Raw genomic sequence first — 17,478 nt, forward strand, 5'->3', positions numbered from 1 at the left:
CTCAGCCGATGGCGAAGCGCGTGGCGAAATAAACGAGCCAGATCACCAGCGTGGCGATGATGCCGACAACGGCGTGGAGCAGATAGTCGAAGGCCTGGCTGAAGCCGAAGCCGCCGTTGTTCTCGGAGACCGGCCAGAGCTGGACGGCGAGCCAGAGCAGCGCGGTCAAGAAGACCGGGATGGCCCAGGAATTGAGGGTGATCGTCACGGGCGCAGCTCGACCGGGTTGAACGTGAAGGCGCGCTCGATCGAGGCCTGCCAGATCACGTAGCTGAACAGGAAGATGGACAGCGGGAACGGCATCACTTGCCCTCCTCGTCGTCTTCGTCGTCCTGGAAGAACGCCATCTGGTTGAGCGAGGCCTGCTCGATGCCGACCGCGACATTGTCGATGGCGTCGCCGATCGAGGAGAGGCCGGCGTAGAGAGCGACGCCGAGGATGATGGCTTCGATGATCATGTGCTTTCCGTGAAAATGATCTTGGTGCCGAAGCCGCCGCTTGCCGGCCGCCAGCCCAGGTAAAACTCGAGAGAGCCGTTCCAGTAGTTGACGAACGGCAAGAGACCGGCCGCCTTGAACAGCGAGATTGGGAGGACCACGGCGAACGCCGGATGGATGAACCATGCGAGCGCGGCGGCGATCAGCGTGACCGCGATGGCGCCGAACGAGACGCCCGGGTCGAGCACCGCCCAGCGGAAGCCGAAGGCCTGCGGGGTGCAGTCGCGGCCGGTGGTGCGCAGCACCTGGTCCGAGCCGTAGACCCAGTAGTTCTTGTCCTCGACGCCGAGCACGTAGCCGACGAAGTTCATCAGCGGGTTGCGGCAGATGAACCAGTAGAAGCGCCGCAGCCAGATGTTGGTCACCTCCGGCAGGTACGGCGCGCCGTTGTTGACGTCCGGCACGTTCCAGCCGTCATCGCCGACGAGCCACCATAGCGGGTTGAGTTTGTTCCAGATCGAAACTGGCTTGTGGTCGGTGACTTCGGCGGCGTCCATGATGTCCTCAGATGACTTTCAGTTTGCCGTTCGGCGACAGGCGGGTCAGCCACATCGGCAGGACGTTCCTTTCGAAGTGGGCGACCTCGGCGGGCGCCATGCGCCAGTGCGGCCGGATCAGCACGATGTGCTCGTACTGGGCGCCGAGCGCCGTGTCGTGCTGGCGCGCATCCCAGATCTCGGACGAGAGCTTGAAGGCGTCCATGTACTGCCTAGCGATCGTCTCGCTCGCCGCAACTACGGCGCACCACGGGGTGATCGTCTGCAAGCTCATCTTGTGCCTCGCGCCACTCGATTTGATGGTTGATGGTTTCGCGACAGTCGATGCTGTCGCAGCAGCCGCAAGCGAGCGGTCGATACCGCTTCGCCGGCTTCCGGGTTTTGGTCTTCATCACAACGGCGTCTGGAAGACGCCCTTCTCTGCTGCGACCGCGCGCACGGCGCGCTTGACGTCGTCGAGCCGGCCTTGCTTGATCGCGGTCACCGGGGTGATGCCGCCGAGCATTTCGTTGCTGCGGTTCATGAAGAAGGTCGCCTCGGCCACACCGACGAGCGGATCCAGAACCTTGATCAGCTCGTAGGCTTGCAACGCGAACGGGCTGGTCGAGATCGGATCAGGCCTTGGCTCGGCCGGAGACTTCGGCACCGATTTCTTTTCCGGTGATGGAGCCGGCGCATCCTCCGCAGAGGTTTCCGGGATCAGGCTTATCTTTTTTAAGCCGTACCTTTCGAAAGGCTGCTGCGAACCAGGCGACGCCTTCTTCCGTTTTGCCGCAGGCATCGCAGGTATCGCTGGCCATCAGCGATAGAGGTAGCGCGCGGTGAAGCGCTTCGAGAACGCCTTGCCCTCGAACTCCAGGAAGTCGGCCTGCTTGCGCATCCACTCGGCGACCTGGCGCCGGCCGCGCTTGGTCATCTCGGGCGCGTCCTTGACCGTGATGACGGCTGCGGACTTCTCGGCGGTCTTCTTCTTGGCGGGCATGGTTCTCTCTGAAGGGTGGACCCGTGCTGCTCGGAGCAGATCACGGGCTCTTGGAAACTGGTTTGCGGAGCTGCCTCGCCTTGCGGCGCTGCTCGACGCGCTCCTGCAACTCGCGACCGCGGCGATCGGAGATGTCCTGCTTGCGGTTCATCTTGTGCTGGTGAGCGCGAAGCGCCTTGCCCTGGCCGACGCTCACGCGACGGGCTCGATCAGCTGGCAGCCGTAGTTCTGGCCGCGCTTGACGAAGATGAATGTGCCGGTGACGGCGCCCCCGCTCAGGTGCGGGACGAGCTTGTCGAAGTCCTTCATGAAGAAGGTGACCGACTTGCCGTTCTCGTCGGTGAAGTCGAGGTAGGCCGCCGACCGGCCGCGGTTGAAGCCGGTGTAGGTCAGCTTGGCCTGGAACGGCACGTTGTCGCGCCAGACGACGTCGCCGCGCTTGCCGTTCACGAAGGTCCAGACCTCCGGGTAATGGAGCTGGTTACCGGCCTCGTCGAACGGGATCTGGTAATTGCCAGTCCGCGCCATCAGTGGATGTTCCGGGCGATGACGTCGATCGCGGCGATCACCAGGAAGGCGATCAGCATGGTCTGCGTCAGGCCGTCCCGCATCTCGGCGTGGATCTGATCGCGGATGATCTGCAGCTGGCGACGACGGCTCATGACGGCTTCCTCAGGATGATCGAAACGGCGAGCGGCGTGTACCGCCGCCACATGAACTCGGGGGCGCCTGCCCGGACGGCGAGCTGCCGGGCCAGGCGCTCGTGCGCCGGCATCGTCAGCAGCTCGGCGTCGGCTTCGCTCCAGCCATGGACGCGAGGCTTCGACCGCCGCCAGTTGTTGGCGATCAGGGCCGCGATCGTGAGGCCGAGCCCGAGGCCCAGCAGGATGTCACCGAGCTGCTTCATGCTTCCAGCTCGCGGATCTTCTTGATCGCCGCCTCCATGCCGCGATAGCGGAGGAAGAACGGAACCTCGTTTTTCTGAAGATCGATGTGCTCGATGGTCTGCATCGCCTGAGCGTCGACCTCGGCAGGACCGATTGGTCCAGCAATGCGGCTGAGCGGCCAGCGCGTCAGCGTGACCATGTCGCCGGAATACGGCCTCTCCCGCTGCTGCCAGCATCGGATCTCATCCTCCAACGCCTCGACGGCGGCATGAACGAGATCTTCTTCCTGGCGTCGGCGTCTGCGAGGCATGGTCGCTCCGGAAAGGGTGCCCCGGTCTGCCGTGGGCGAGACCGGGCTCTGGGTAACTTGGTGTCAGCGTTTGCAGACGGCGGTGATCACAAACGCCATCGAGGTGATGGCGAGCGCCCCGAAGGTCAGGACGAGCAATTTCATGGTGAGCACGCCGAGTGCCGCCACGAATTGCAGGTCCGTGAGGGTCATTGGGTTCCTCTGCCCGCGCCGGCCAGTCCGGCGGGAACCGGCTGGCTGGGTTGGGGGCTTGATGATGGCCGTTTGCACGAATGCTAACGTAGCGCAGTAGATACCCCCATATGCAGTTTCCGTCAAGGGTCGATCAAAAGAATGCAAACGAGGGTCCAAGTGGTGCAGAAATGCCACTCAGAACAGCATCCCTCCCGCCGAGGCGAACTGATCCGGGGCCGGCGGCCGGACAGGCTTCGGCGCTGTCTTGAAATTGTGGGTGCCGGAAGTGCGCTTCGCGGGCTTCGAGCACTGAGCCTGGCCGGCGAGCGCGGCTCGCTCCCTTGACGTCAGTCCGTCAGGGTTTCCGCGGTGCGCCGCGATCTGCGAGCACATCGCGATGAAGTATTCCTCGTCATGGTCGCTCTTCATGATGTTCACGACCTTGTGGATCCACTGCACGTTGCCCTTCTCGTAGCCTCGGTGGCTTTCGATGCGGTCGAGCGACGCGGTCGGGTGCATAACCTTCCGGTCGGCCGTCAGCGGGAGGCCGCTGATGCGGCACCGGTCGTTTTGTTCAGCAAACAGCTGCTCGATGTAGCGGGCATCGATTTCGAACTTCAGTCCCCTGCTCTCGGCGCCTTGGCGGGCTCTTCCGATGTACTCGTCCCAGACCGTCGCAAACGGCTCTCTGCGCTTGCGCTTCTTCTCGGCCTGGTCCACTTCGATCATCTCCGCCTATGGTGTCGTTTGCTTTTCGCTATCATGACGCTCCAATTAATGCAAACGACAGGCCAGCCAGCCCTCTTTGGGTTCAATGTTGGTTCAGTGTTGTTTCTTGATAGGTTAGTAGGCACCTGGTGCCGGTGGTACCGGCAGGAGATTCCGGTGGTACCGGCACCAGATGCCGGTGGTACCGGCACGAGATGCCGGTGGTACCGGCACGAGATGCCGCGGCACCAGATGCCGGTGGTCCCTTACAAATCCCGGTAAGGCCAGCCGCCCTGTTACGGTATGGACTGAGCGCGAAGCGCTCCACCCCGCACCGAGTGTCAGAAACCACAGGTTCGTCCCAATTGACCCAGCTTACCCGACGCCGGGACAACGACGAGCACCGACCAGGTGAATGGTTCGTCTATTGGGGTGACGTGGGTGTCATTCTGCAATTCTGCCCCCCTAAGCCGGGGGATCGGCGTCCAAAATTTGCAAGCCGATTCAGCAATAGGCGTCTTAAGATCAATACTGAATTGTAAGGCACCAAAAGTGGTTGCGTTTCGATTTTTGCCTCGCGCGTTCAGCGCATCCTGTCAAGATGTTGGCTGGAGCCGCGAAAGCTGGCCGTACGCCTCACCGATGAGAAGCAGTATTTTGTCTCTGAATCTTCGGTATCTTCGGTCTCTCGGCTGTTGACGGCGAAGCGCGCAGGCACATGCACCATGCTGTCTTGGCGCGGCAATTGTCGTCATCAGGTTCTCGACAGCTTCCCCATTTAACAAAACATACAGGGCTGGTCGCCTTGCAAAAACATCGGCTGCCGATGCTCACGGTGCGCGCCTGTCGAGGGCCGTAAAGGGTGGTTTGTTGCTGATTCCCAGCATGTCAGATCGAAGCCCATGTTCATATTTTGAAGGTGAGAACGGATGGATTTCCCCTCGACCAAGTCGGTGCATGAACAATCGGACAGCACGGGCCCGCAAGAGAGCTCACCCGCGGCTCCGTCCGCAGCCGCGGCGACCTTTGAGCGGCAATTGAGCGAGATCGCCAACTCAGATGGAGGTGGTGGAGCAATGCCGGCCGCCTCGGCGCTGCAGTCGGCTCAGTCAACTTGGGTTTTGATAGGACGGCAGGGCAAGCATCTCCTTTATTCCGAGGACGCTCGCCTTATTTCGGGGCTTGAGAAGGCCCTTATCGGCAACCCCACCCACCGCAACGCTGGGGACTATCTAACTTCACTTCGCAGCTTTGGCGGCTGGCTCTTCGCAAATAACAAAACGAGCATTGTTGCTCGGCTCAACGACCCGTCGCTGACCCATGATGCACGCGAGTTCGAAAAGAGGCGTCCCTCGAATATCCTTGCGGCATTGAACCATCTCCGGACCTTCCAGTCGACGGGCGGAGTGACGGTCACAGCCCGCACTGAGCTAAATCCTCACCCTCAGGACGCGGATCTCATCAACGAGTACAAAAAAGAAACAGCGACAAGTACCGGCAGGATGTATGCAACTGCTCTTCGCAGTTTCGGTCACTACCTGCGTGAAAACAACAAGAAGGGCATTGCTACTCGGCTTTCCGGCGGGGCGTTGGATGAAGATGTCAATAGCTATAAGAAGGGCGCCGGTGCTGATTCGAGGATCGGTGCCGCTCTGGCTCAACTCCGAAAATCGCAGGCCGGCGCTAAGGCGATGGAGCCCGAGCGCCATTTTGATCCCAAAGACGCGGCCCTGATGGAGTCGATGCAGGTCGGCGACGCCGCTGCGCAGCACAGTGCGTCGCAGCAAGCTGGCAGTTGGTCAGAGGAATTGAACCATCTCCGGACCTTCCAGTCGACGGGCGGAGTGACGGTCACAGCCCGCACTGAGCTAAATCCTCACCCTCAGGACGCGGATCTCATCAACGAGTACAAAAAAGAAACAGCGACAAGTACCGGCCGGATGTATGCAACTGCTCTTCGCAGTTTCGGTCACTACCTGCGTGAAAACAACAAGAAGGGCATTGCTACTCGGCTTTCCGGCGGGGCGTTGGATGAAGATGTCAATAGCTATAAGAAGGGCGCCGGTGCTGATTCGAGGATCGGTGCCGCTCTGGCTCAACTCCGAAAATCGCAGGCCGGCGCTAAGGCGATGGAGCCCGAGCGCCATTTTGATCCCAAAGACGCGGCCCTGATGGAGTCGATGCAGGTCGGCGACGCCGCTGCGCAGCACAGTGCGTCGCAGCAAGCTGGCAGTTGGTCAGAGGAATTGAACCATCTCCGGACCTTCCAGTCGACGGGCGGAGTGACGGTCACAGCCCGCACTGAGCTAAATCCTCACCCTCAGGACGCGGATCTCATCAACGAGTACAAAAAAGAAACAGCGACAAGTACCGGCCGGATGTATGCAACTGCTCTTCGCAGTTTCGGTCACTACCTGCGTGAAAATAACAAGAAGGGCATTGCTACTCGGCTTTCCGGCGGGGCGTTGGATGAAGATATCAATAGCTATAAGAAGGGCGCCGGTGCTGATTCGAGGATCGGTGCCGCTCTGGCTCAACTCCGAAAATCGCAGGCCGGCGCTAACGCGATGGAGCTCGAGCGGCATATTGATCCCAAAGACGCGGCCCTGATGGAGTCGATGCAGGTCGGCGACGCCGCTGCGCAGCACAGTGCGTCGCAGCAAGCTGGCAGTTGGCCAGAGGAATTTCTTCCTGCGGAAGGCCACGATCAGGATTTGGGCCGGATGGACGAACCCGGCCCGTCGTCGTCGGCGCCGCAGCCGGCTCAGTCAACTGGGATTTTGAGAGGGCGGAGGAAGCCTCTTTATTCCGAGGATGCTCCCCTTATTTCGGGGCTTGAGGAGGCCCTCCGCAGTGGCAACGCCGCCGAACGCACCGCCAAAGACCTTGTAGGCCCGCTTCGCGCCTTTGGCCGCTGGCTCTTGGCAAATAACAAAACGAGCATTGTTGATCGGCTCGAAAAAGAGTCGCTGACCGATGATGCGCGTGAGTTCATCGAAAAGGGTAAGGGCAGTCGCCTCCTTATTAGGTCAATAGGTCTTCTCCGGACCTTTCAGTCGACGGGCGGAGTGACGGTCACAGCCACCACTGAGCTAAATCCTTACCTCCAGGACGCGGCTCTCATCATAGAGTACCAAAACGAAGCAGCGACAAGTACCGGCGGTGTGTATGCGACTGCTCTTCGCAGTTTCGGTCACCACCTGCGTGAAAATAACAAGAAGGGCATTGCTACTCGGCTTTCCGGCGGGGCGTTGGATGAAGATGTCGAGGCCTATAAAAAGGACTTCGGTGGCATCCGGACGATCGATGCCGCATTAGGTCAACTCCGAAAATCACAGGCGGGCGCTAAAGCGATGGAGCGCGAGCGCTATATTTCCCTCGGTCCTGATCCCGAAGGCGCGGCACTGATGGAGCCGAGGCGGGCCGGCGACGCCGCAGCGCAGCACAGCTCGCAGGAAGTTGGCAGTTGGCCAGAGAAACTGCTTCCTGCGGAACGCCACGAGCAGGATTTGGTTTTGGGGCTGATGGACGAACCCGGCCCGTCGTCATCTCTCGAGCCAGTCGCGCGGCACGACCAGGCATCGGATCCCGGAGATTCCATTCGTCCCCTGAACTGGCGCCGGGACGGCCAGCAGTTCTCGGAAGAGCCGATGGCTGCACTTGCCAGGAGCAACCTCCCGCCAAGCGAGGAGATCCTCATCAACGATGAACAGGATGCAGCTGAGTTAAGGCCAGCGAAGAGGCCGAGGACCCTAGACAATCCGCAAGGCCTTGCTATTGAGCGGCTGCTGAGCGAGATCGCCGCGACCCCGGCCCCCACCCATCAACAGGGTGCATCGCCATGGCATGCGCAGCCGATGATGCAGGCGAGCGGGCACGAAGATGCAACGGCGCCGCATGCGGCCGCGACGTACGTCGCGGGCGCCGCCGCGCAGCACAGCGCGCCGCAGGGAGCTGTCAGTCGGCCATTGGTCCTCCCGGAAGGTTACGATCGGGATCTGCGTTTGATGGGGAAAGACGGCCCATCGTGGCCCGAGGTTCCCCCTGGGCAGGCGCAGGACATAGTCCAAGCTGGACGGCAGCAACCTGCGTGGTCCGCCTCAACCTGGTCGCCGCAGATGCCGCTCGACTTTGATTGGAGTATGTGGCCGACGCTGGAAGCAGCGCCGGCGCCGGCTGCCAGGGCTCGCTCAGGCACCTACGGCGGTCTTGAGTCATTGGTGCATCTGGATGCGCCCACGCCGTCCGAATTGCGCGACGATGCTCACTTTGCGGCGGCGCCTTTTGCCAGGGCTCGCTCAGACGCCTACCGCGGTTTTCCATTGGTCGATCTGACTGCGCCCACGCCGTCCGAATCACGTGACGATGCTAATTCTGTACGCCCGTTTCCGAGCACCTCCGCTAATGCTCAGATCGGGGCTTTAGATCCGACAGTCTCGTCTCACGGCCACGGGCTGGTGCTCGATGACACAGAATGGCTGGGCGACCAGCATATCGACAGGGATTACGGGCTCCAGGAGCAGGATTTGCAGAGGAACGATCCGGATCTCGCCGCCCGGACGCGGTTCGTGAATCCCCTCATCGCCCTAAATTATCTGCGCTCTAACGACGATGGCGTCGTGCTAACCGAGTTCCAGCGCATCGTCTATGACGATAATGGTAATGATACAGCCGACTTCCTGTTCCTGCCCGTGATTAATGGCAATCCTGAAGATCCTAATAGCCGCGGCAACCATTGGTCGCTGCTGTTCGTAGATCGCAGCGACCGGTGGCGGCCGGTCGCCTATCACTACGATTCCTACGGCGGACTCAACAACAGAGATGCAGCACATCTCGCAAGAAGGCTGAACCTCCCCCTGGAGCTAGCCGACATGGCCCAGCAGCAGAACACTTATGATTGCGGCGTCTTTGTCGTGGACGGCACGCGGGAGCTGGTTAGGCAATTGGCGCAAGGATGGGAGCCAGACCAGCTGAACCTTAGCAACGTCGTTGCCAATCGGCAGGCGCTGCAGAACCGACTCAGGGGTTGATGTCGCCGTGGGCGGATAGCTCAGGCTGGAGCGGCTCACGCCGACGGCCTGGGCCTCGGGCACGAAGGACCGGAATCAGGCCGCAGCCCAGCAACACAGCCCGGCGCAGCCATCCGACGAGCGCTGTCTGGGGAAGCGCGGCGACTACAACGAAGAACGCTCCCATGGGGCAATCGGACTCCTTCCATACTTCACTTGATCTGCTTTCCGGTTTCCTCGGCCACTTTGAGCGACAGGTCGGCGATCCGACGACTACCCTCCAGAGCAATTTCCACAGACTCCCGCACAATATCACTTTGTGCGGCTACAAATTCCTGAGGGGTCCGCGAGGTCCACAGCTCGCTGATGTAGTCCATGTTCTTCCCGACTTGATGCCGAACCATCTGGCTGTACTCTTCAGAAATTCCATTCATCACTTTGGCAGCAGCATTACTGGTGGAAAGGATCTTTTGCGCATTGCGCGCCGACCGTTCCGTTGCCTTTTTTGCCTGTTGCACCCCTTCTCCTGAGACGCCGAGCGTGCGTCCAAGTTGCTCGGTAGAGCGTCCCACGGCTAAGGTCGTCGCTTCCAGGCCGATCCGCCATGCGTTCTGCACCGTCTCGAGGTTCTGCTTAAGAAAGTCGGAAGTTGATCGGGCCGTTTCTTCTCCGGCTTGAGCGGCACCTTGTCCAACATGCGCGGTCTGATCAGCTGCAGCTTGTCCGGTACGGCTGGTCTGCTCGGCAGCCCGCTCGCCGGCACGGCGAGCTGCATCATCTGCTCCTGGTGTAGACTTGTCGTCCTGGCGTAAGTTTGCCATGCTTGTTCTCCATTTTCTGCGAGTTCCTGACTTGCTTAGCACCGTCAATTGCACTTTTCAGGTCCTTCTGGCCTTATGTTCAGGACAGGTTTCTTCCAAAACGGCTCTACTTGCTTAGCTGGGAACTGAGAACAGCGAACCTACTAGTTCTAGCAGTACAGTGATTATGGCTTTGGAAGTGGTCGGTTAGACGCGGCCCTAACCCGGTCGCGGCCACCACCACAAGATCGTCGCCGGGATGCACCCCGTCGATTTCGACCACCAGAAGGTCGAGCGCGGACAGATCCGCAGCCATGAAGTCGGCCAGCCGCGCCGATGCGCGTTGGCAATGTCGTCCATCTGTTCGGCAGCCAGCCGAGATTTCGGTAGCGCGAAGTGCTCGCCGGCCGCGGTCCGCCGCGCCCAGGCTTCGTGGCCCAGGTGAGGAGAGCCCACCGCACGAAGGGGGGCCGCTCAAGCCAACGGATCGTGAAGAGCATCTTCACGTGTAATAGGCCGCCGCTTTGTCGTGGTCGATCAGCGTGGCGATCGTCGTGGTCATTCCCACCCGTAGGCCGCGGCTCAAGAATGACCCCATGCTCATTGACGAGCGGCCTGAATGAGCGTTCGATGAAGACCTCAGCTCCTCCAAGGCTGAGAACCCCAACCACCCCACGACGGCGAGATCTCACCCCATGGCCCCCAGCCCGAGGTCTCGCTGCCGCGCGCCGGCCGCGGCGGTGACTGGTCTGTTATTCCAGGGCGAAGCCCTCGCTACCCATGCGGCAATTCAGGTCGGCTGTCCCACGTCCCAGGACACGGGACAAATCCCCTTTTGCCAGTGCGGCGGTGGCCGTGGGGCCCCAAAACAGGGGGGTCTTTTGGAAGGGCATACCGCTTTTCGCGGCCTCGGATTTGTGGTAATGCAAACGCCCCCCAAAACCCAGGGAAGGCCCAGGAAGGGCCGCCCGTTTCACCCCTCGGAACCTACATAGGCGGGCCGCAGAGCCTCCCACGGCCCTGGATTTCAAAGCTCAGGCCCAAGTTTCATATCATCGCCCAGTCGATTGGGGGAAATGGCCTTTTAGCGGTGCGAAGTTGATGGGTATTGGCCAACCCAGTCCCCATGTCCAATAAAAAATTAGACTTTGGTAGGGGTATCGATTCGAGCGCTGGGAAACCTCAAGTCAATTAGACTCAAGTCTAATATTTGTTCTCGTTTCGATCTCGTTTCCCTTGGTTCCCAAGCGAGGCGTTTTCCTGAATTGGAATCATCGTTTGCATACCTGCTAACGCATTGATTTACTTACGTTTTCTTTGCTCGATTTCGTTTCGAGGGAATGCAAAGCCCGATTTTTCGACTTGCAAGCTATTGATTTTGCAGCGTTTTTTCTTTGCTTCTAAACTCAAGTCTCGTTGCCTATGGTGATTTTGTGCCCGCATATAGCGGGAGAGGCAAGCGGGCTTTCCCGCGCGTTTTTCCACCTCGCGAATGACCTTCGCAGAGAACGGGAGAGCCATGCCAAAACCTCGGATTTTTCCGGATGGTCTGGAAAAGACGGGGGCGAAACGAGAAAGGCGAAACTCAAATGGCTACCGCTACCGATACCCGCGCCGCTACCGCGCAAGAGATGGCCGAAACCAACGTGTTGCAGTCCGCAACCGAAAAGTATGCCGATACGATCCAGACTCGTGCGGCGGACCTTGCGATTAAGTCGCTTGGCGCGGCCGAGTCGTCGACCTACAACGCCGTGACCATGCTGGCGCTGAACCTTTGCGGCGAGCAAATCCGCGCCGTTCTGACGGATAACAACTATGATCCGCAGAAAGATGCATGGATTTTCACCCGCGACATTTTGGTTCCGGTCGCCAAGGCTGGCAAGATGATTTGGCGCGGTACCGAGTCCCATGCGGCGGCGATCATGTCCGCTACCGCCAGCTTTGACCGGCTTTCGGGCGATGCTTTGAAGGCGGCCGAAAGCGAGCGGAACAAGCTGGCGTCGGAATACGTCAAGCTGAAGCATACCGGCGCAACCGGTAGCAACGGCAAGCCGGTCAACGTCAAGCTTATCGACTCGCTGCAAACGCTCCGGACCTACGGAACGCGCCTTGCCTCTTTCATGCGCCTGAACCACGCGCCGGTCATTCTGGAATGTGCCCGCGCCGCGTCGGTCGAGTCGGCCGAAACCATGTGGAACGCCAAGGTCGGCGAATTGCTTTCCGGGCAGTGGGGTATCATGCAATCCCGCTTGGCCGAATGGCACGACATGGCCAAGGCGGACAAGGCGGACAAGGGCGGCGCGGAAGGCGCGGAAGCCAAGGCGGAAGCCAAAGCCCCCGAGTCGGCGGAAGCGGAAGCCCCCGCGCCGTTGACCGAAAGCGAGAAACTGGCGGCGATCATGGCTGCAGTGGATACGCTTTCGATCGATGCACTGATGACGCTGCAGGCGCACATTAACGCCAAGGTCGGCGCGTCGGTTTCGGCGGAAGCCCCCACGGCGGAAAACGTCATCCTGCTTTTGCCCCCGCCCGCTCCGCAAGCCCCCGCGGACGAAACTCCGGCGGAAGCCCCCAAGGCGGACGAAACGGCGGAAGCCCCCGCCCGCAAGTCCCGGAAGCGCAAGGCGGCCTAAGCCCCCGCCAATCGCCCCCGCAAATCGCAAGGTTCCCGGCCTCACCGCCGGGGGCCTTTTTTTGTGCCGTCCACGGAGTGTGAGCATGCCCCGGAAAAATCGTGCATTCGCCAATGCGAAAACGCCCCCCCGCCCCCTGTCTGACGCGGACTGGCTGGCTTCAAATTTTCCGGGTGGTCGGGAAATGCTCATCACGCCCAAGAGCGGCGAAGAGAGCCGGACCACACTGGCTGAGACCCGCCTCATGATCCCGGAAGCGGACGTCAGCCCCGACACGCTCGCCGGCATGCACAGGATCGAGCTGGCCCGCCGTACATGGGCCGATACCCACTTCGAGGCCAAAGAGCCCCACCTGCGTTACACGCCATTCACTGGCCCCCGCTTCCAGCCTCCGACGCCCGGCTATGCCCGTCGCAAGGCCCGCTTCGCTCAGCGCTGAACGCGCCCCACACCGGAGACCACGCCATGCTGACCGCTCGTCAGACCGGATACCTGCGCTCGCTCGTGACTGCGACCATCCAGAAAGCGGACGCGAGCCAGCCTCGAGTTTTTCCTGACCCTCGGGAAAAACCCGCCTCCCGCCCCACGGTCACACAGGCTAAGCCCCGGGAGAGCGTGCCCCGCTTCATCGTTCAAACGTTCCGGTCAGGCCGGTCCGAGTGCGAACCCTTCGGCGATCTGCACTTCGCCCAACGCCACGCCTCGCTGAACGCCCCCGCAACCGTCTGGTCCGCCGATCGCGTGACCATCAAGGACGGCACCGTCCACCACCCCGTGAGCGAGAAGCCCCTCGCCAGGTACGCCTGAGGATCCGCCATGAAGCGCATACTGAACGCCCGCGTGGATCTCGCCACGGGCGCCCTGATCCTGATGGCCTTCGCCTTCGCCGGCCTGATGATGGGGTCGCTGCACCCCTGAATATTCAACATCTAGTGGGTGGACCCCTGAAAATGGGGTCTCAACCCCCTGATTTGCGGACTGAGGCACCGATTTTGGCATGTACGGCACTAGATTTAGTGTCAGATAGGGCTGGAAATCGCGAAAATGCAAATGTGCTTTTATGTGCAGGGTAAGGTCGACGCGGCCAACTTCTGCGGTTTGCAGGCCATTTGCATCCGAAAGTCGAGAATCTGCGTCTGACCGGTGAGATCGATGAGGCCAGGTACAGTGCCTCTCCCTCCCTCTCTCATCCCTGCATCTCTCCCTGCCTGTAGGTCACTGGCTTGGGATTGAGCTGCTCCGGCGGCCCTCGATGGGCGGCCCCGATTTCGTTCGTCGTCGTCTTGGGAAGTGCCTGTCTCGCAGGGCTTTCCGCCCCATCTCCATCACCGGAGGAACCGATGCGTGCTCGTCTCGATGCGCTGTACCGTGCCTACTCGGGCAGGTCCGGCATCACCCCCGTCCAGTCGGCAATACTGGCTGAGGCGGCCTGTGTCCTCTCTCAGAGAGGAGCCTCTGTCCCCGTGCTCATGGGCACGATCGAGGAGCTGGAGGCGGCCTTCGAATATACCCCGGGCCGTCCGGTTATTGTCGCTCGGCCCATTTTCTCGGGAATTATTCTCGAATTTCCGGGGCGGTGAATCTGCCCTCGGAACCCCCTCCTTATCTCATACGAATTTGCTCGAATTAGGGCGCATTTGCACTTGCATTTGCGTTTGCATTCGTGCATTGACCGCGCACCAACGGAGCCACCCCATGCGCATGTTCACCTGCAAGCTTCTCGGTTTCACTGACTGCATCGGCGCGCCGATCGAGCGGATACCCCTGTCCGGCGTCGTCAAAGCCCGCGTCGAGATGGGCGAGGACCACGACGAGCGCGGCGGCGCCAAGGGGGAAGTGACCATCACCTCCGCGCTCCGCTCGATCGACTTCGAGCGCCGGCTGATCGTCACCCAGAACAACGTCTACCAGTTCTGAGGCCAGGCGATGCGCGGTCAATCCTACGCCCGATACAACGCTCTCAGCTGGGCCACCGGCAAGAGCGCGGCCGAGATCGGCGCCGAGATCGAGGCGGCCGAGCACAAGGCCCTGACCCACACGTTCCAATGGAACGAGGTCGGCAATGCGTCGGACTGCTGGACCCGCGCCGACGCCCTCCGCGAGCTGCTGTCGTCCCCCACGAGCACCTGACAGGACATCCCATGCCCCACGTTTTCACCAACACACCCACCGCTCAGGAAGTGTTCGACGTTGCCTGTGCGTTCTTCGCCGCGTCCCCCGGTCCGTCGACCGGCCTTGACGACATGTGCATGTACCGCGACCCGACCGGTCGCTGCTGCATCGCCGGCAACTTCATCCCGGACGACAGGTACGATCCGCGGATGGACGACATGTCCGAGATGCCGGACTACAAGCCCAACTCTGGCGGCAACGCGCTCAACAATCTGATCGAGCATTTCGGTCAGGTCGTGCCACCGTGGTTCAAGGAGCATCAGCGGCTGCTCACCCGCCTCCAGAGCGTTCACGACGAGCGCGACAACTGGTTTCATCGTGGCTGGGATTACGACCGGCTCGCCGATCACCTGAAGGGCGTCGCCAGCCTCTTCAAGCTGGACGTGTCGGCGATCGAGCAGGTCGCGACGCGCGGCCGGATACCGGCTGGTTGGCAATCGGTGGAGGCGTGAATGTCAGCGCCAGCACCGGGCGACCGCGTCGCATATGCCGCAGCCTTCCTGAAGAACACCGGCCAGTTCACCGGGTCCGGCCCGCAGCGGCGCGGCACGTTCGTGAAGGTCTGGGAGAGCAACCCGGACTTCGGCCGCGTCAAATGGGATGACTTCGAGGCAAACGCCCCTGCCCTCGCCCTGCATTGGGGCGAGGACTACGTCGCCGACGCCCGCGAGCACGGCCAGCTCGTCCACATCAAGAACATCGCGAAGGTCGGGTCCGCCCGCTTCGCTCTGACCTGTGCGGGAGCGTGACATGCAGACCCGGTTCTTCGAAGCGACCGTCCGCGCGACCACCGCCGGTCACGGCAAATCCACGGTCGACCTCAACTTCAGGACGGCCCCGACCATCACCCGGGACGATCTGCACGTCCTGATCTCCGATCTCCTGCTGCTGGCTCACAACATGGCCAGGGATGAGGTGCGCCAATGTCAGTGATCCGCCGCGTCCCTCGTCCCGTCCCCACGCTGTTCGTCATCCGCCGCGATGGCGTCATCGAGTCGGTCGGCATGCGGTCCATGCGGATCGCCCGCGCCGCCGCTCGCAGTTTCAACGATGCCCGCGCCTGCCGTGCGGCATTTGCCAAATGGGTCTGAGATGAAGTGCCTGAAACACATCCTTTCGGATGAGGTGGTCCGCGTCACGGACAAGGAGGCGCAAGCCCTGCGTGACGCGGACCCGCTGGAGCCGAAGTGCTGGCAGTACTGCCCGAAGCACGAGTGGAAAGCCACGGGAGCAAGCCGATGAAGTTCCCCGAAGGCTTCCGGCCGGCGTCCCAGGCAACGATCGACCGCGTCAACAATCCCGACACGTTCGTCGTCGTGTGGTGGAACGGCATCCCGGCCGACAACAGCGGCAAGCGCGAGGTGCTGTACCTGACCGATCGGTTCAACCCGATGGGCACGGCCAACACCTGGGACATCTGGCGCAGCAACGCCAAGCAGTACGCCACCGAGCGCGAGGCCGAGCTGGCCCGCGTCGAGATCATCATCCCGCACATTCGGGATCAGGCCCGAGTGTACCCCAACTGCGAAGCGCACGTCCGAACGGGCGGCATTCCCGGCAAGGAGCTGACATGAAGCGCACCAAGAAGCAGCAGGCGCTCGACGACGCCCGCATCCAACGTGCCGTCACCGGCATGGTCATCCCGATGATGTCGATCCCGGCGCTCCACAGGCACGCCGAAGGTCTGATCGCCAAGGGCGTCGACGACGCCGCGCTGGCGGCCGGCGTCCGCAAGTTCATGGGAGCGAGCTGTGACTGACACCGCGAACGGCGCCGTCCGCAAATCGGCCAAGGTCACGCACGTCTCGATGACCGAGGCCTACACCGACACTTACGCATTCGAGGCGGACGCCCGTAAGGCGTTCGAGGAGTGCAGGAAGTCTGACGTCATCGTCTTCGCCTCCCTGCACATCAGGGACGGCCGGGTCTATCGGCTGATCGCCACATACGAGAACACCGACAGCCTCGATCTGGAAATGGGAAGGTTCGGCGGAGCATGAAGTTCGAGAAGGATGATTGGGTGCGCTCTGCCCGCGTCGGCGCGAAAGGGTCGTTCGTCGGGCAGGTCAAGGAAGTCCTCGACGGCGACGAGTACGTGGTCCGCGATGACGACCGCAAGCGCTGGCTGCGCAAGGGCAGTGAGCTGATCCGGGCCAATCCGAAGGCCGACAATGACAATGAGCGTGCGGACCAGCGTGCCCGCATGCAGCACTGGAGGCTCTGATGCGGCTGATCTACGAACCGACCGGCCAGGAACTGAAGCCCGGTGACAAGGTCCCGACCTTCCGCAAGGAGATGGTCACCGTCCAGTCGTTCAACGAGCGCCGCGTCTACTGCAAAGACGATCGGGGCAACGTGAACGAGTGGTTTCACAGCGTCATCCATAGCCGTGTGGTGGACCCATGACCGAGAAGCAGCGCAAGCGCCGCCGCATGGCGCTGATCCGCATCCTGTCGGACATGTCCCGCAACGGCTGGGCCAATGCCCGCTTCGAGGACTACCACCCGCTCGAAACCGAGCTGGCGCAGCTGGAGGCAAGCCATGGACGATCGTGAAGAGCTGAAGTTCAGAGATTTTCAGGCTCGCATCCGTGCAGCCGAGCGCCGTCACTGCGAAGCCGATCTCTACTGGCGGACCAACCGCTGGGCGATCGACGGACGCGGCATCAATCCTCGCTGGGCGAACACCAGCGAGTCCTGAGGTCCCTGTGTGTGGTTGAAGTGGGTCTGCACACAAAGGCAAGGGAAAATCCCGCAGGACGAGGCGAGTAGCGGTTTCATCCCGTCTCGCATTTTCAAACGGCCTAGCT

At 61.4% G+C, this 17,478-nt stretch carries 33 protein-coding genes; 18 read left to right on the top strand and 15 right to left on the bottom strand.

Going from position 1 to position 17,478, the window contains the following annotated elements:
* Position 1: 1 nt before the first annotated feature.
* The 14 genes from XI02_RS24590 to XI02_RS24640 form a co-directional block, all read right to left on the bottom strand.
* Positions 2 to 208: a hypothetical protein gene (locus XI02_RS24590; protein ID WP_028340266.1), complete on the bottom strand. Its 207-nt coding sequence runs from the start codon at positions 206 to 208 to the stop codon at positions 2 to 4.
* Between the two features lie 94 nt (positions 209 to 302).
* A complete protein-coding gene (locus tag XI02_RS24595; RefSeq protein WP_155258441.1) occupies positions 303 to 458 on the bottom strand; it encodes a hypothetical protein in 156 nt (51 codons plus the stop codon).
* Complete coding sequence (locus tag XI02_RS24600; protein ID WP_028340267.1) at positions 455 to 994, bottom strand: hypothetical protein; 540 nt, start codon at positions 992 to 994, stop codon at positions 455 to 457. Before XI02_RS24600 ends, XI02_RS24595 begins: the two co-directional genes overlap by 4 nt.
* A 7-nt stretch (positions 995 to 1,001) precedes the next feature.
* Positions 1,002 to 1,268 carry a hypothetical protein gene (locus XI02_RS24605; RefSeq protein ID WP_155258442.1) on the bottom strand — a complete coding sequence of 89 codons (267 nt, stop codon included), beginning with the start codon at positions 1,266 to 1,268 and terminating at the stop codon, positions 1,002 to 1,004.
* Positions 1,269 to 1,385: 117 nt separating this feature from the next.
* Complete coding sequence (locus XI02_RS24610; protein WP_035631370.1) at positions 1,386 to 1,640, bottom strand: hypothetical protein; 255 nt, start codon at positions 1,638 to 1,640, stop codon at positions 1,386 to 1,388.
* Positions 1,609 to 1,794, bottom strand: a complete 186-nt coding sequence (locus XI02_RS44890; RefSeq protein WP_196238146.1) for a hypothetical protein — start codon at positions 1,792 to 1,794, stop codon at positions 1,609 to 1,611. Before XI02_RS44890 ends, XI02_RS24610 begins: the two co-directional genes overlap by 32 nt.
* A complete protein-coding gene (locus tag XI02_RS24615) occupies positions 1,794 to 1,976 on the bottom strand; it encodes a hypothetical protein (RefSeq protein WP_028340270.1) in 183 nt (60 codons plus the stop codon). The genes XI02_RS44890 and XI02_RS24615 overlap by 1 nt, the downstream gene beginning before the upstream one ends.
* Before the next feature lie 40 nt (positions 1,977 to 2,016).
* Positions 2,017 to 2,172: a hypothetical protein gene (locus tag XI02_RS24620; protein WP_155258443.1), complete on the bottom strand. Its 156-nt coding sequence runs from the start codon at positions 2,170 to 2,172 to the stop codon at positions 2,017 to 2,019.
* Positions 2,169 to 2,504, bottom strand: a complete 336-nt coding sequence (locus tag XI02_RS24625) for a hypothetical protein (protein WP_028340271.1) — start codon at positions 2,502 to 2,504, stop codon at positions 2,169 to 2,171. The genes XI02_RS24620 and XI02_RS24625 overlap by 4 nt, the downstream gene beginning before the upstream one ends.
* Positions 2,504 to 2,638, bottom strand: a complete 135-nt coding sequence (locus XI02_RS46035; RefSeq protein ID WP_256438752.1) for a hypothetical protein — start codon at positions 2,636 to 2,638, stop codon at positions 2,504 to 2,506. The genes XI02_RS24625 and XI02_RS46035 overlap by 1 nt, the downstream gene beginning before the upstream one ends.
* Entirely contained in the window at positions 2,635 to 2,883 is a 249-nt protein-coding gene (locus XI02_RS24630) for a hypothetical protein (protein WP_028340272.1), read from the bottom strand. The genes XI02_RS46035 and XI02_RS24630 overlap by 4 nt, the downstream gene beginning before the upstream one ends.
* Positions 2,880 to 3,173, bottom strand: a complete 294-nt coding sequence (locus tag XI02_RS24635; protein WP_028340273.1) for a hypothetical protein — start codon at positions 3,171 to 3,173, stop codon at positions 2,880 to 2,882. The genes XI02_RS24630 and XI02_RS24635 overlap by 4 nt, the downstream gene beginning before the upstream one ends.
* A gap of 63 nt (positions 3,174 to 3,236) precedes the next feature.
* Entirely contained in the window at positions 3,237 to 3,365 is a 129-nt protein-coding gene (locus XI02_RS46040; protein ID WP_256438753.1) for a hypothetical protein, read from the bottom strand.
* Between the two features lie 177 nt (positions 3,366 to 3,542).
* Positions 3,543 to 4,067 (bottom strand): hypothetical protein, encoded by a 525-nt coding sequence (locus XI02_RS24640; RefSeq protein ID WP_155258445.1) that lies wholly within the window; start codon positions 4,065 to 4,067, stop codon positions 3,543 to 3,545.
* 917 nt (positions 4,068 to 4,984) lie between these two features.
* Between XI02_RS24640 and XI02_RS24645 the strand changes: the two genes are divergently transcribed.
* On the top strand, positions 4,985 to 9,085 hold the full coding sequence (locus tag XI02_RS24645; protein ID WP_194483158.1) for a Ulp1 family isopeptidase: 4,101 nt from the start codon (positions 4,985 to 4,987) through the stop codon (positions 9,083 to 9,085).
* A 191-nt stretch (positions 9,086 to 9,276) separates the two neighbouring features.
* On the opposite strand, the gene XI02_RS24650 is transcribed toward XI02_RS24645, so the two are convergent.
* The gene (locus tag XI02_RS24650) at positions 9,277 to 9,885 is read right to left on the bottom strand and encodes a phasin family protein (protein WP_028344174.1); all 609 of its coding nucleotides are present in this window, start codon (positions 9,883 to 9,885) and stop codon (positions 9,277 to 9,279) included.
* Between the two features lie 1,568 nt (positions 9,886 to 11,453).
* On the opposite strand from XI02_RS24650, the gene XI02_RS24655 reads away from it, so the two are divergent.
* The 17 genes from XI02_RS24655 (at position 11,454) to XI02_RS24735 (ending at position 17,369) form a co-directional block, all read left to right on the top strand.
* The gene (locus XI02_RS24655; protein ID WP_194483159.1) at positions 11,454 to 12,497 is read left to right on the top strand and encodes a hypothetical protein; all 1,044 of its coding nucleotides are present in this window, start codon (positions 11,454 to 11,456) and stop codon (positions 12,495 to 12,497) included.
* A gap of 85 nt (positions 12,498 to 12,582) precedes the next feature.
* On the top strand, positions 12,583 to 12,936 hold the full coding sequence (locus XI02_RS24660; protein ID WP_194483160.1) for a hypothetical protein: 354 nt from the start codon (positions 12,583 to 12,585) through the stop codon (positions 12,934 to 12,936).
* Between the two features lie 26 nt (positions 12,937 to 12,962).
* The gene (locus XI02_RS24665; RefSeq protein WP_194483161.1) at positions 12,963 to 13,304 is read left to right on the top strand and encodes a hypothetical protein; all 342 of its coding nucleotides are present in this window, start codon (positions 12,963 to 12,965) and stop codon (positions 13,302 to 13,304) included.
* Between the two features lie 533 nt (positions 13,305 to 13,837).
* A complete protein-coding gene (locus tag XI02_RS24670) occupies positions 13,838 to 14,077 on the top strand; it encodes a hypothetical protein (RefSeq protein WP_194483162.1) in 240 nt (79 codons plus the stop codon).
* Between the two features lie 115 nt (positions 14,078 to 14,192).
* Positions 14,193 to 14,414, top strand: a complete 222-nt coding sequence (locus XI02_RS24675) for a hypothetical protein (RefSeq protein WP_194483163.1) — start codon at positions 14,193 to 14,195, stop codon at positions 14,412 to 14,414.
* A 9-nt stretch (positions 14,415 to 14,423) separates the two neighbouring features.
* Positions 14,424 to 14,627 carry a hypothetical protein gene (locus tag XI02_RS24680; protein WP_028344181.1) on the top strand — a complete coding sequence of 68 codons (204 nt, stop codon included), beginning with the start codon at positions 14,424 to 14,426 and terminating at the stop codon, positions 14,625 to 14,627.
* An 11-nt stretch (positions 14,628 to 14,638) separates the two neighbouring features.
* Positions 14,639 to 15,121, top strand: coding sequence for a hypothetical protein (locus XI02_RS24685; RefSeq protein ID WP_194483164.1), 483 nt, complete (start codon positions 14,639 to 14,641; stop codon positions 15,119 to 15,121).
* Positions 15,122 to 15,418, top strand: coding sequence for a hypothetical protein (locus XI02_RS24690; RefSeq protein ID WP_194483165.1), 297 nt, complete (start codon positions 15,122 to 15,124; stop codon positions 15,416 to 15,418). It abuts the gene before it with no gap.
* A 1-nt stretch (position 15,419) separates the two neighbouring features.
* Entirely contained in the window at positions 15,420 to 15,602 is a 183-nt protein-coding gene (locus XI02_RS24695; protein ID WP_028344184.1) for a hypothetical protein, read from the top strand.
* On the top strand, positions 15,593 to 15,760 hold the full coding sequence (locus XI02_RS24700) for a hypothetical protein (RefSeq protein ID WP_194483166.1): 168 nt from the start codon (positions 15,593 to 15,595) through the stop codon (positions 15,758 to 15,760). Before XI02_RS24695 ends, XI02_RS24700 begins: the two co-directional genes overlap by 10 nt.
* 147 nt (positions 15,761 to 15,907) lie before the next feature.
* On the top strand, positions 15,908 to 16,243 hold the full coding sequence (locus XI02_RS24705; RefSeq protein ID WP_194483167.1) for a hypothetical protein: 336 nt from the start codon (positions 15,908 to 15,910) through the stop codon (positions 16,241 to 16,243).
* Entirely contained in the window at positions 16,240 to 16,428 is a 189-nt protein-coding gene (locus XI02_RS24710) for a hypothetical protein (RefSeq protein ID WP_028344186.1), read from the top strand. Before XI02_RS24705 ends, XI02_RS24710 begins: the two co-directional genes overlap by 4 nt.
* The gene (locus XI02_RS24715) at positions 16,421 to 16,669 is read left to right on the top strand and encodes a hypothetical protein (protein ID WP_194483168.1); all 249 of its coding nucleotides are present in this window, start codon (positions 16,421 to 16,423) and stop codon (positions 16,667 to 16,669) included. The genes XI02_RS24710 and XI02_RS24715 overlap by 8 nt, the downstream gene beginning before the upstream one ends.
* Entirely contained in the window at positions 16,666 to 16,893 is a 228-nt protein-coding gene (locus tag XI02_RS24720; protein ID WP_194483169.1) for a hypothetical protein, read from the top strand. Before XI02_RS24715 ends, XI02_RS24720 begins: the two co-directional genes overlap by 4 nt.
* Positions 16,893 to 17,075 (top strand): hypothetical protein, encoded by a 183-nt coding sequence (locus XI02_RS24725; RefSeq protein ID WP_194483170.1) that lies wholly within the window; start codon positions 16,893 to 16,895, stop codon positions 17,073 to 17,075. Before XI02_RS24720 ends, XI02_RS24725 begins: the two co-directional genes overlap by 1 nt.
* Positions 17,072 to 17,224, top strand: a complete 153-nt coding sequence (locus XI02_RS24730; protein WP_194483171.1) for a hypothetical protein — start codon at positions 17,072 to 17,074, stop codon at positions 17,222 to 17,224. The genes XI02_RS24725 and XI02_RS24730 overlap by 4 nt, the downstream gene beginning before the upstream one ends.
* Positions 17,211 to 17,369: a hypothetical protein gene (locus XI02_RS24735; RefSeq protein WP_194483172.1), complete on the top strand. Its 159-nt coding sequence runs from the start codon at positions 17,211 to 17,213 to the stop codon at positions 17,367 to 17,369. The genes XI02_RS24730 and XI02_RS24735 overlap by 14 nt, the downstream gene beginning before the upstream one ends.
* The last annotated feature ends 109 nt before the right edge of the window (positions 17,370 to 17,478 follow it).

Source organism: Bradyrhizobium sp. CCBAU 21365 (assembly GCF_015291305.1).
Lineage (GTDB): Bacteria > Pseudomonadota > Alphaproteobacteria > Rhizobiales > Xanthobacteraceae > Bradyrhizobium > Bradyrhizobium elkanii.

Coding starts and splice junctions, on each gene's coding strand:
- XI02_RS24595 (WP_155258441.1), bottom strand. CDS start 458: ATGATCATCGAAGCCATCATCCTCGGCGTCGCTCTCTACGCCGGCCTC.
- XI02_RS24600 (WP_028340267.1), bottom strand. CDS start 994: ATGGACGCCGCCGAAGTCACCGACCACAAGCCAGTTTCGATCTGGAAC.
- XI02_RS24605 (WP_155258442.1), bottom strand. CDS start 1,268: ATGAGCTTGCAGACGATCACCCCGTGGTGCGCCGTAGTTGCGGCGAGC.
- XI02_RS44890 (WP_196238146.1), bottom strand. CDS start 1,794: ATGGCCAGCGATACCTGCGATGCCTGCGGCAAAACGGAAGAAGGCGTC.
- XI02_RS24615 (WP_028340270.1), bottom strand. CDS start 1,976: ATGCCCGCCAAGAAGAAGACCGCCGAGAAGTCCGCAGCCGTCATCACG.
- XI02_RS24625 (WP_028340271.1), bottom strand. CDS start 2,504: ATGGCGCGGACTGGCAATTACCAGATCCCGTTCGACGAGGCCGGTAAC.
- XI02_RS46035 (WP_256438752.1), bottom strand. CDS start 2,638: ATGAGCCGTCGTCGCCAGCTGCAGATCATCCGCGATCAGATCCACGCC.
- XI02_RS24630 (WP_028340272.1), bottom strand. CDS start 2,883: ATGAAGCAGCTCGGTGACATCCTGCTGGGCCTCGGGCTCGGCCTCACG.
- XI02_RS24635 (WP_028340273.1), bottom strand. CDS start 3,173: ATGCCTCGCAGACGCCGACGCCAGGAAGAAGATCTCGTTCATGCCGCC.
- XI02_RS46040 (WP_256438753.1), bottom strand. CDS start 3,365: ATGACCCTCACGGACCTGCAATTCGTGGCGGCACTCGGCGTGCTCACC.
- XI02_RS24645 (WP_194483158.1), top strand. CDS start 4,985: ATGGATTTCCCCTCGACCAAGTCGGTGCATGAACAATCGGACAGCACG.
- XI02_RS24650 (WP_028344174.1), bottom strand. CDS start 9,885: ATGGCAAACTTACGCCAGGACGACAAGTCTACACCAGGAGCAGATGAT.
- XI02_RS24655 (WP_194483159.1), top strand. CDS start 11,454: ATGGCTACCGCTACCGATACCCGCGCCGCTACCGCGCAAGAGATGGCC.
- XI02_RS24660 (WP_194483160.1), top strand. CDS start 12,583: ATGCCCCGGAAAAATCGTGCATTCGCCAATGCGAAAACGCCCCCCCGC.
- XI02_RS24665 (WP_194483161.1), top strand. CDS start 12,963: ATGCTGACCGCTCGTCAGACCGGATACCTGCGCTCGCTCGTGACTGCG.
- XI02_RS24670 (WP_194483162.1), top strand. CDS start 13,838: ATGCGTGCTCGTCTCGATGCGCTGTACCGTGCCTACTCGGGCAGGTCC.
- XI02_RS24675 (WP_194483163.1), top strand. CDS start 14,193: ATGCGCATGTTCACCTGCAAGCTTCTCGGTTTCACTGACTGCATCGGC.
- XI02_RS24680 (WP_028344181.1), top strand. CDS start 14,424: ATGCGCGGTCAATCCTACGCCCGATACAACGCTCTCAGCTGGGCCACC.
- XI02_RS24685 (WP_194483164.1), top strand. CDS start 14,639: ATGCCCCACGTTTTCACCAACACACCCACCGCTCAGGAAGTGTTCGAC.
- XI02_RS24690 (WP_194483165.1), top strand. CDS start 15,122: ATGTCAGCGCCAGCACCGGGCGACCGCGTCGCATATGCCGCAGCCTTC.
- XI02_RS24695 (WP_028344184.1), top strand. CDS start 15,420: ATGCAGACCCGGTTCTTCGAAGCGACCGTCCGCGCGACCACCGCCGGT.
- XI02_RS24700 (WP_194483166.1), top strand. CDS start 15,593: ATGTCAGTGATCCGCCGCGTCCCTCGTCCCGTCCCCACGCTGTTCGTC.
- XI02_RS24705 (WP_194483167.1), top strand. CDS start 15,908: ATGAAGTTCCCCGAAGGCTTCCGGCCGGCGTCCCAGGCAACGATCGAC.
- XI02_RS24710 (WP_028344186.1), top strand. CDS start 16,240: ATGAAGCGCACCAAGAAGCAGCAGGCGCTCGACGACGCCCGCATCCAA.
- XI02_RS24720 (WP_194483169.1), top strand. CDS start 16,666: ATGAAGTTCGAGAAGGATGATTGGGTGCGCTCTGCCCGCGTCGGCGCG.
- XI02_RS24725 (WP_194483170.1), top strand. CDS start 16,893: ATGCGGCTGATCTACGAACCGACCGGCCAGGAACTGAAGCCCGGTGAC.
- XI02_RS24730 (WP_194483171.1), top strand. CDS start 17,072: ATGACCGAGAAGCAGCGCAAGCGCCGCCGCATGGCGCTGATCCGCATC.
- XI02_RS24735 (WP_194483172.1), top strand. CDS start 17,211: ATGGACGATCGTGAAGAGCTGAAGTTCAGAGATTTTCAGGCTCGCATC.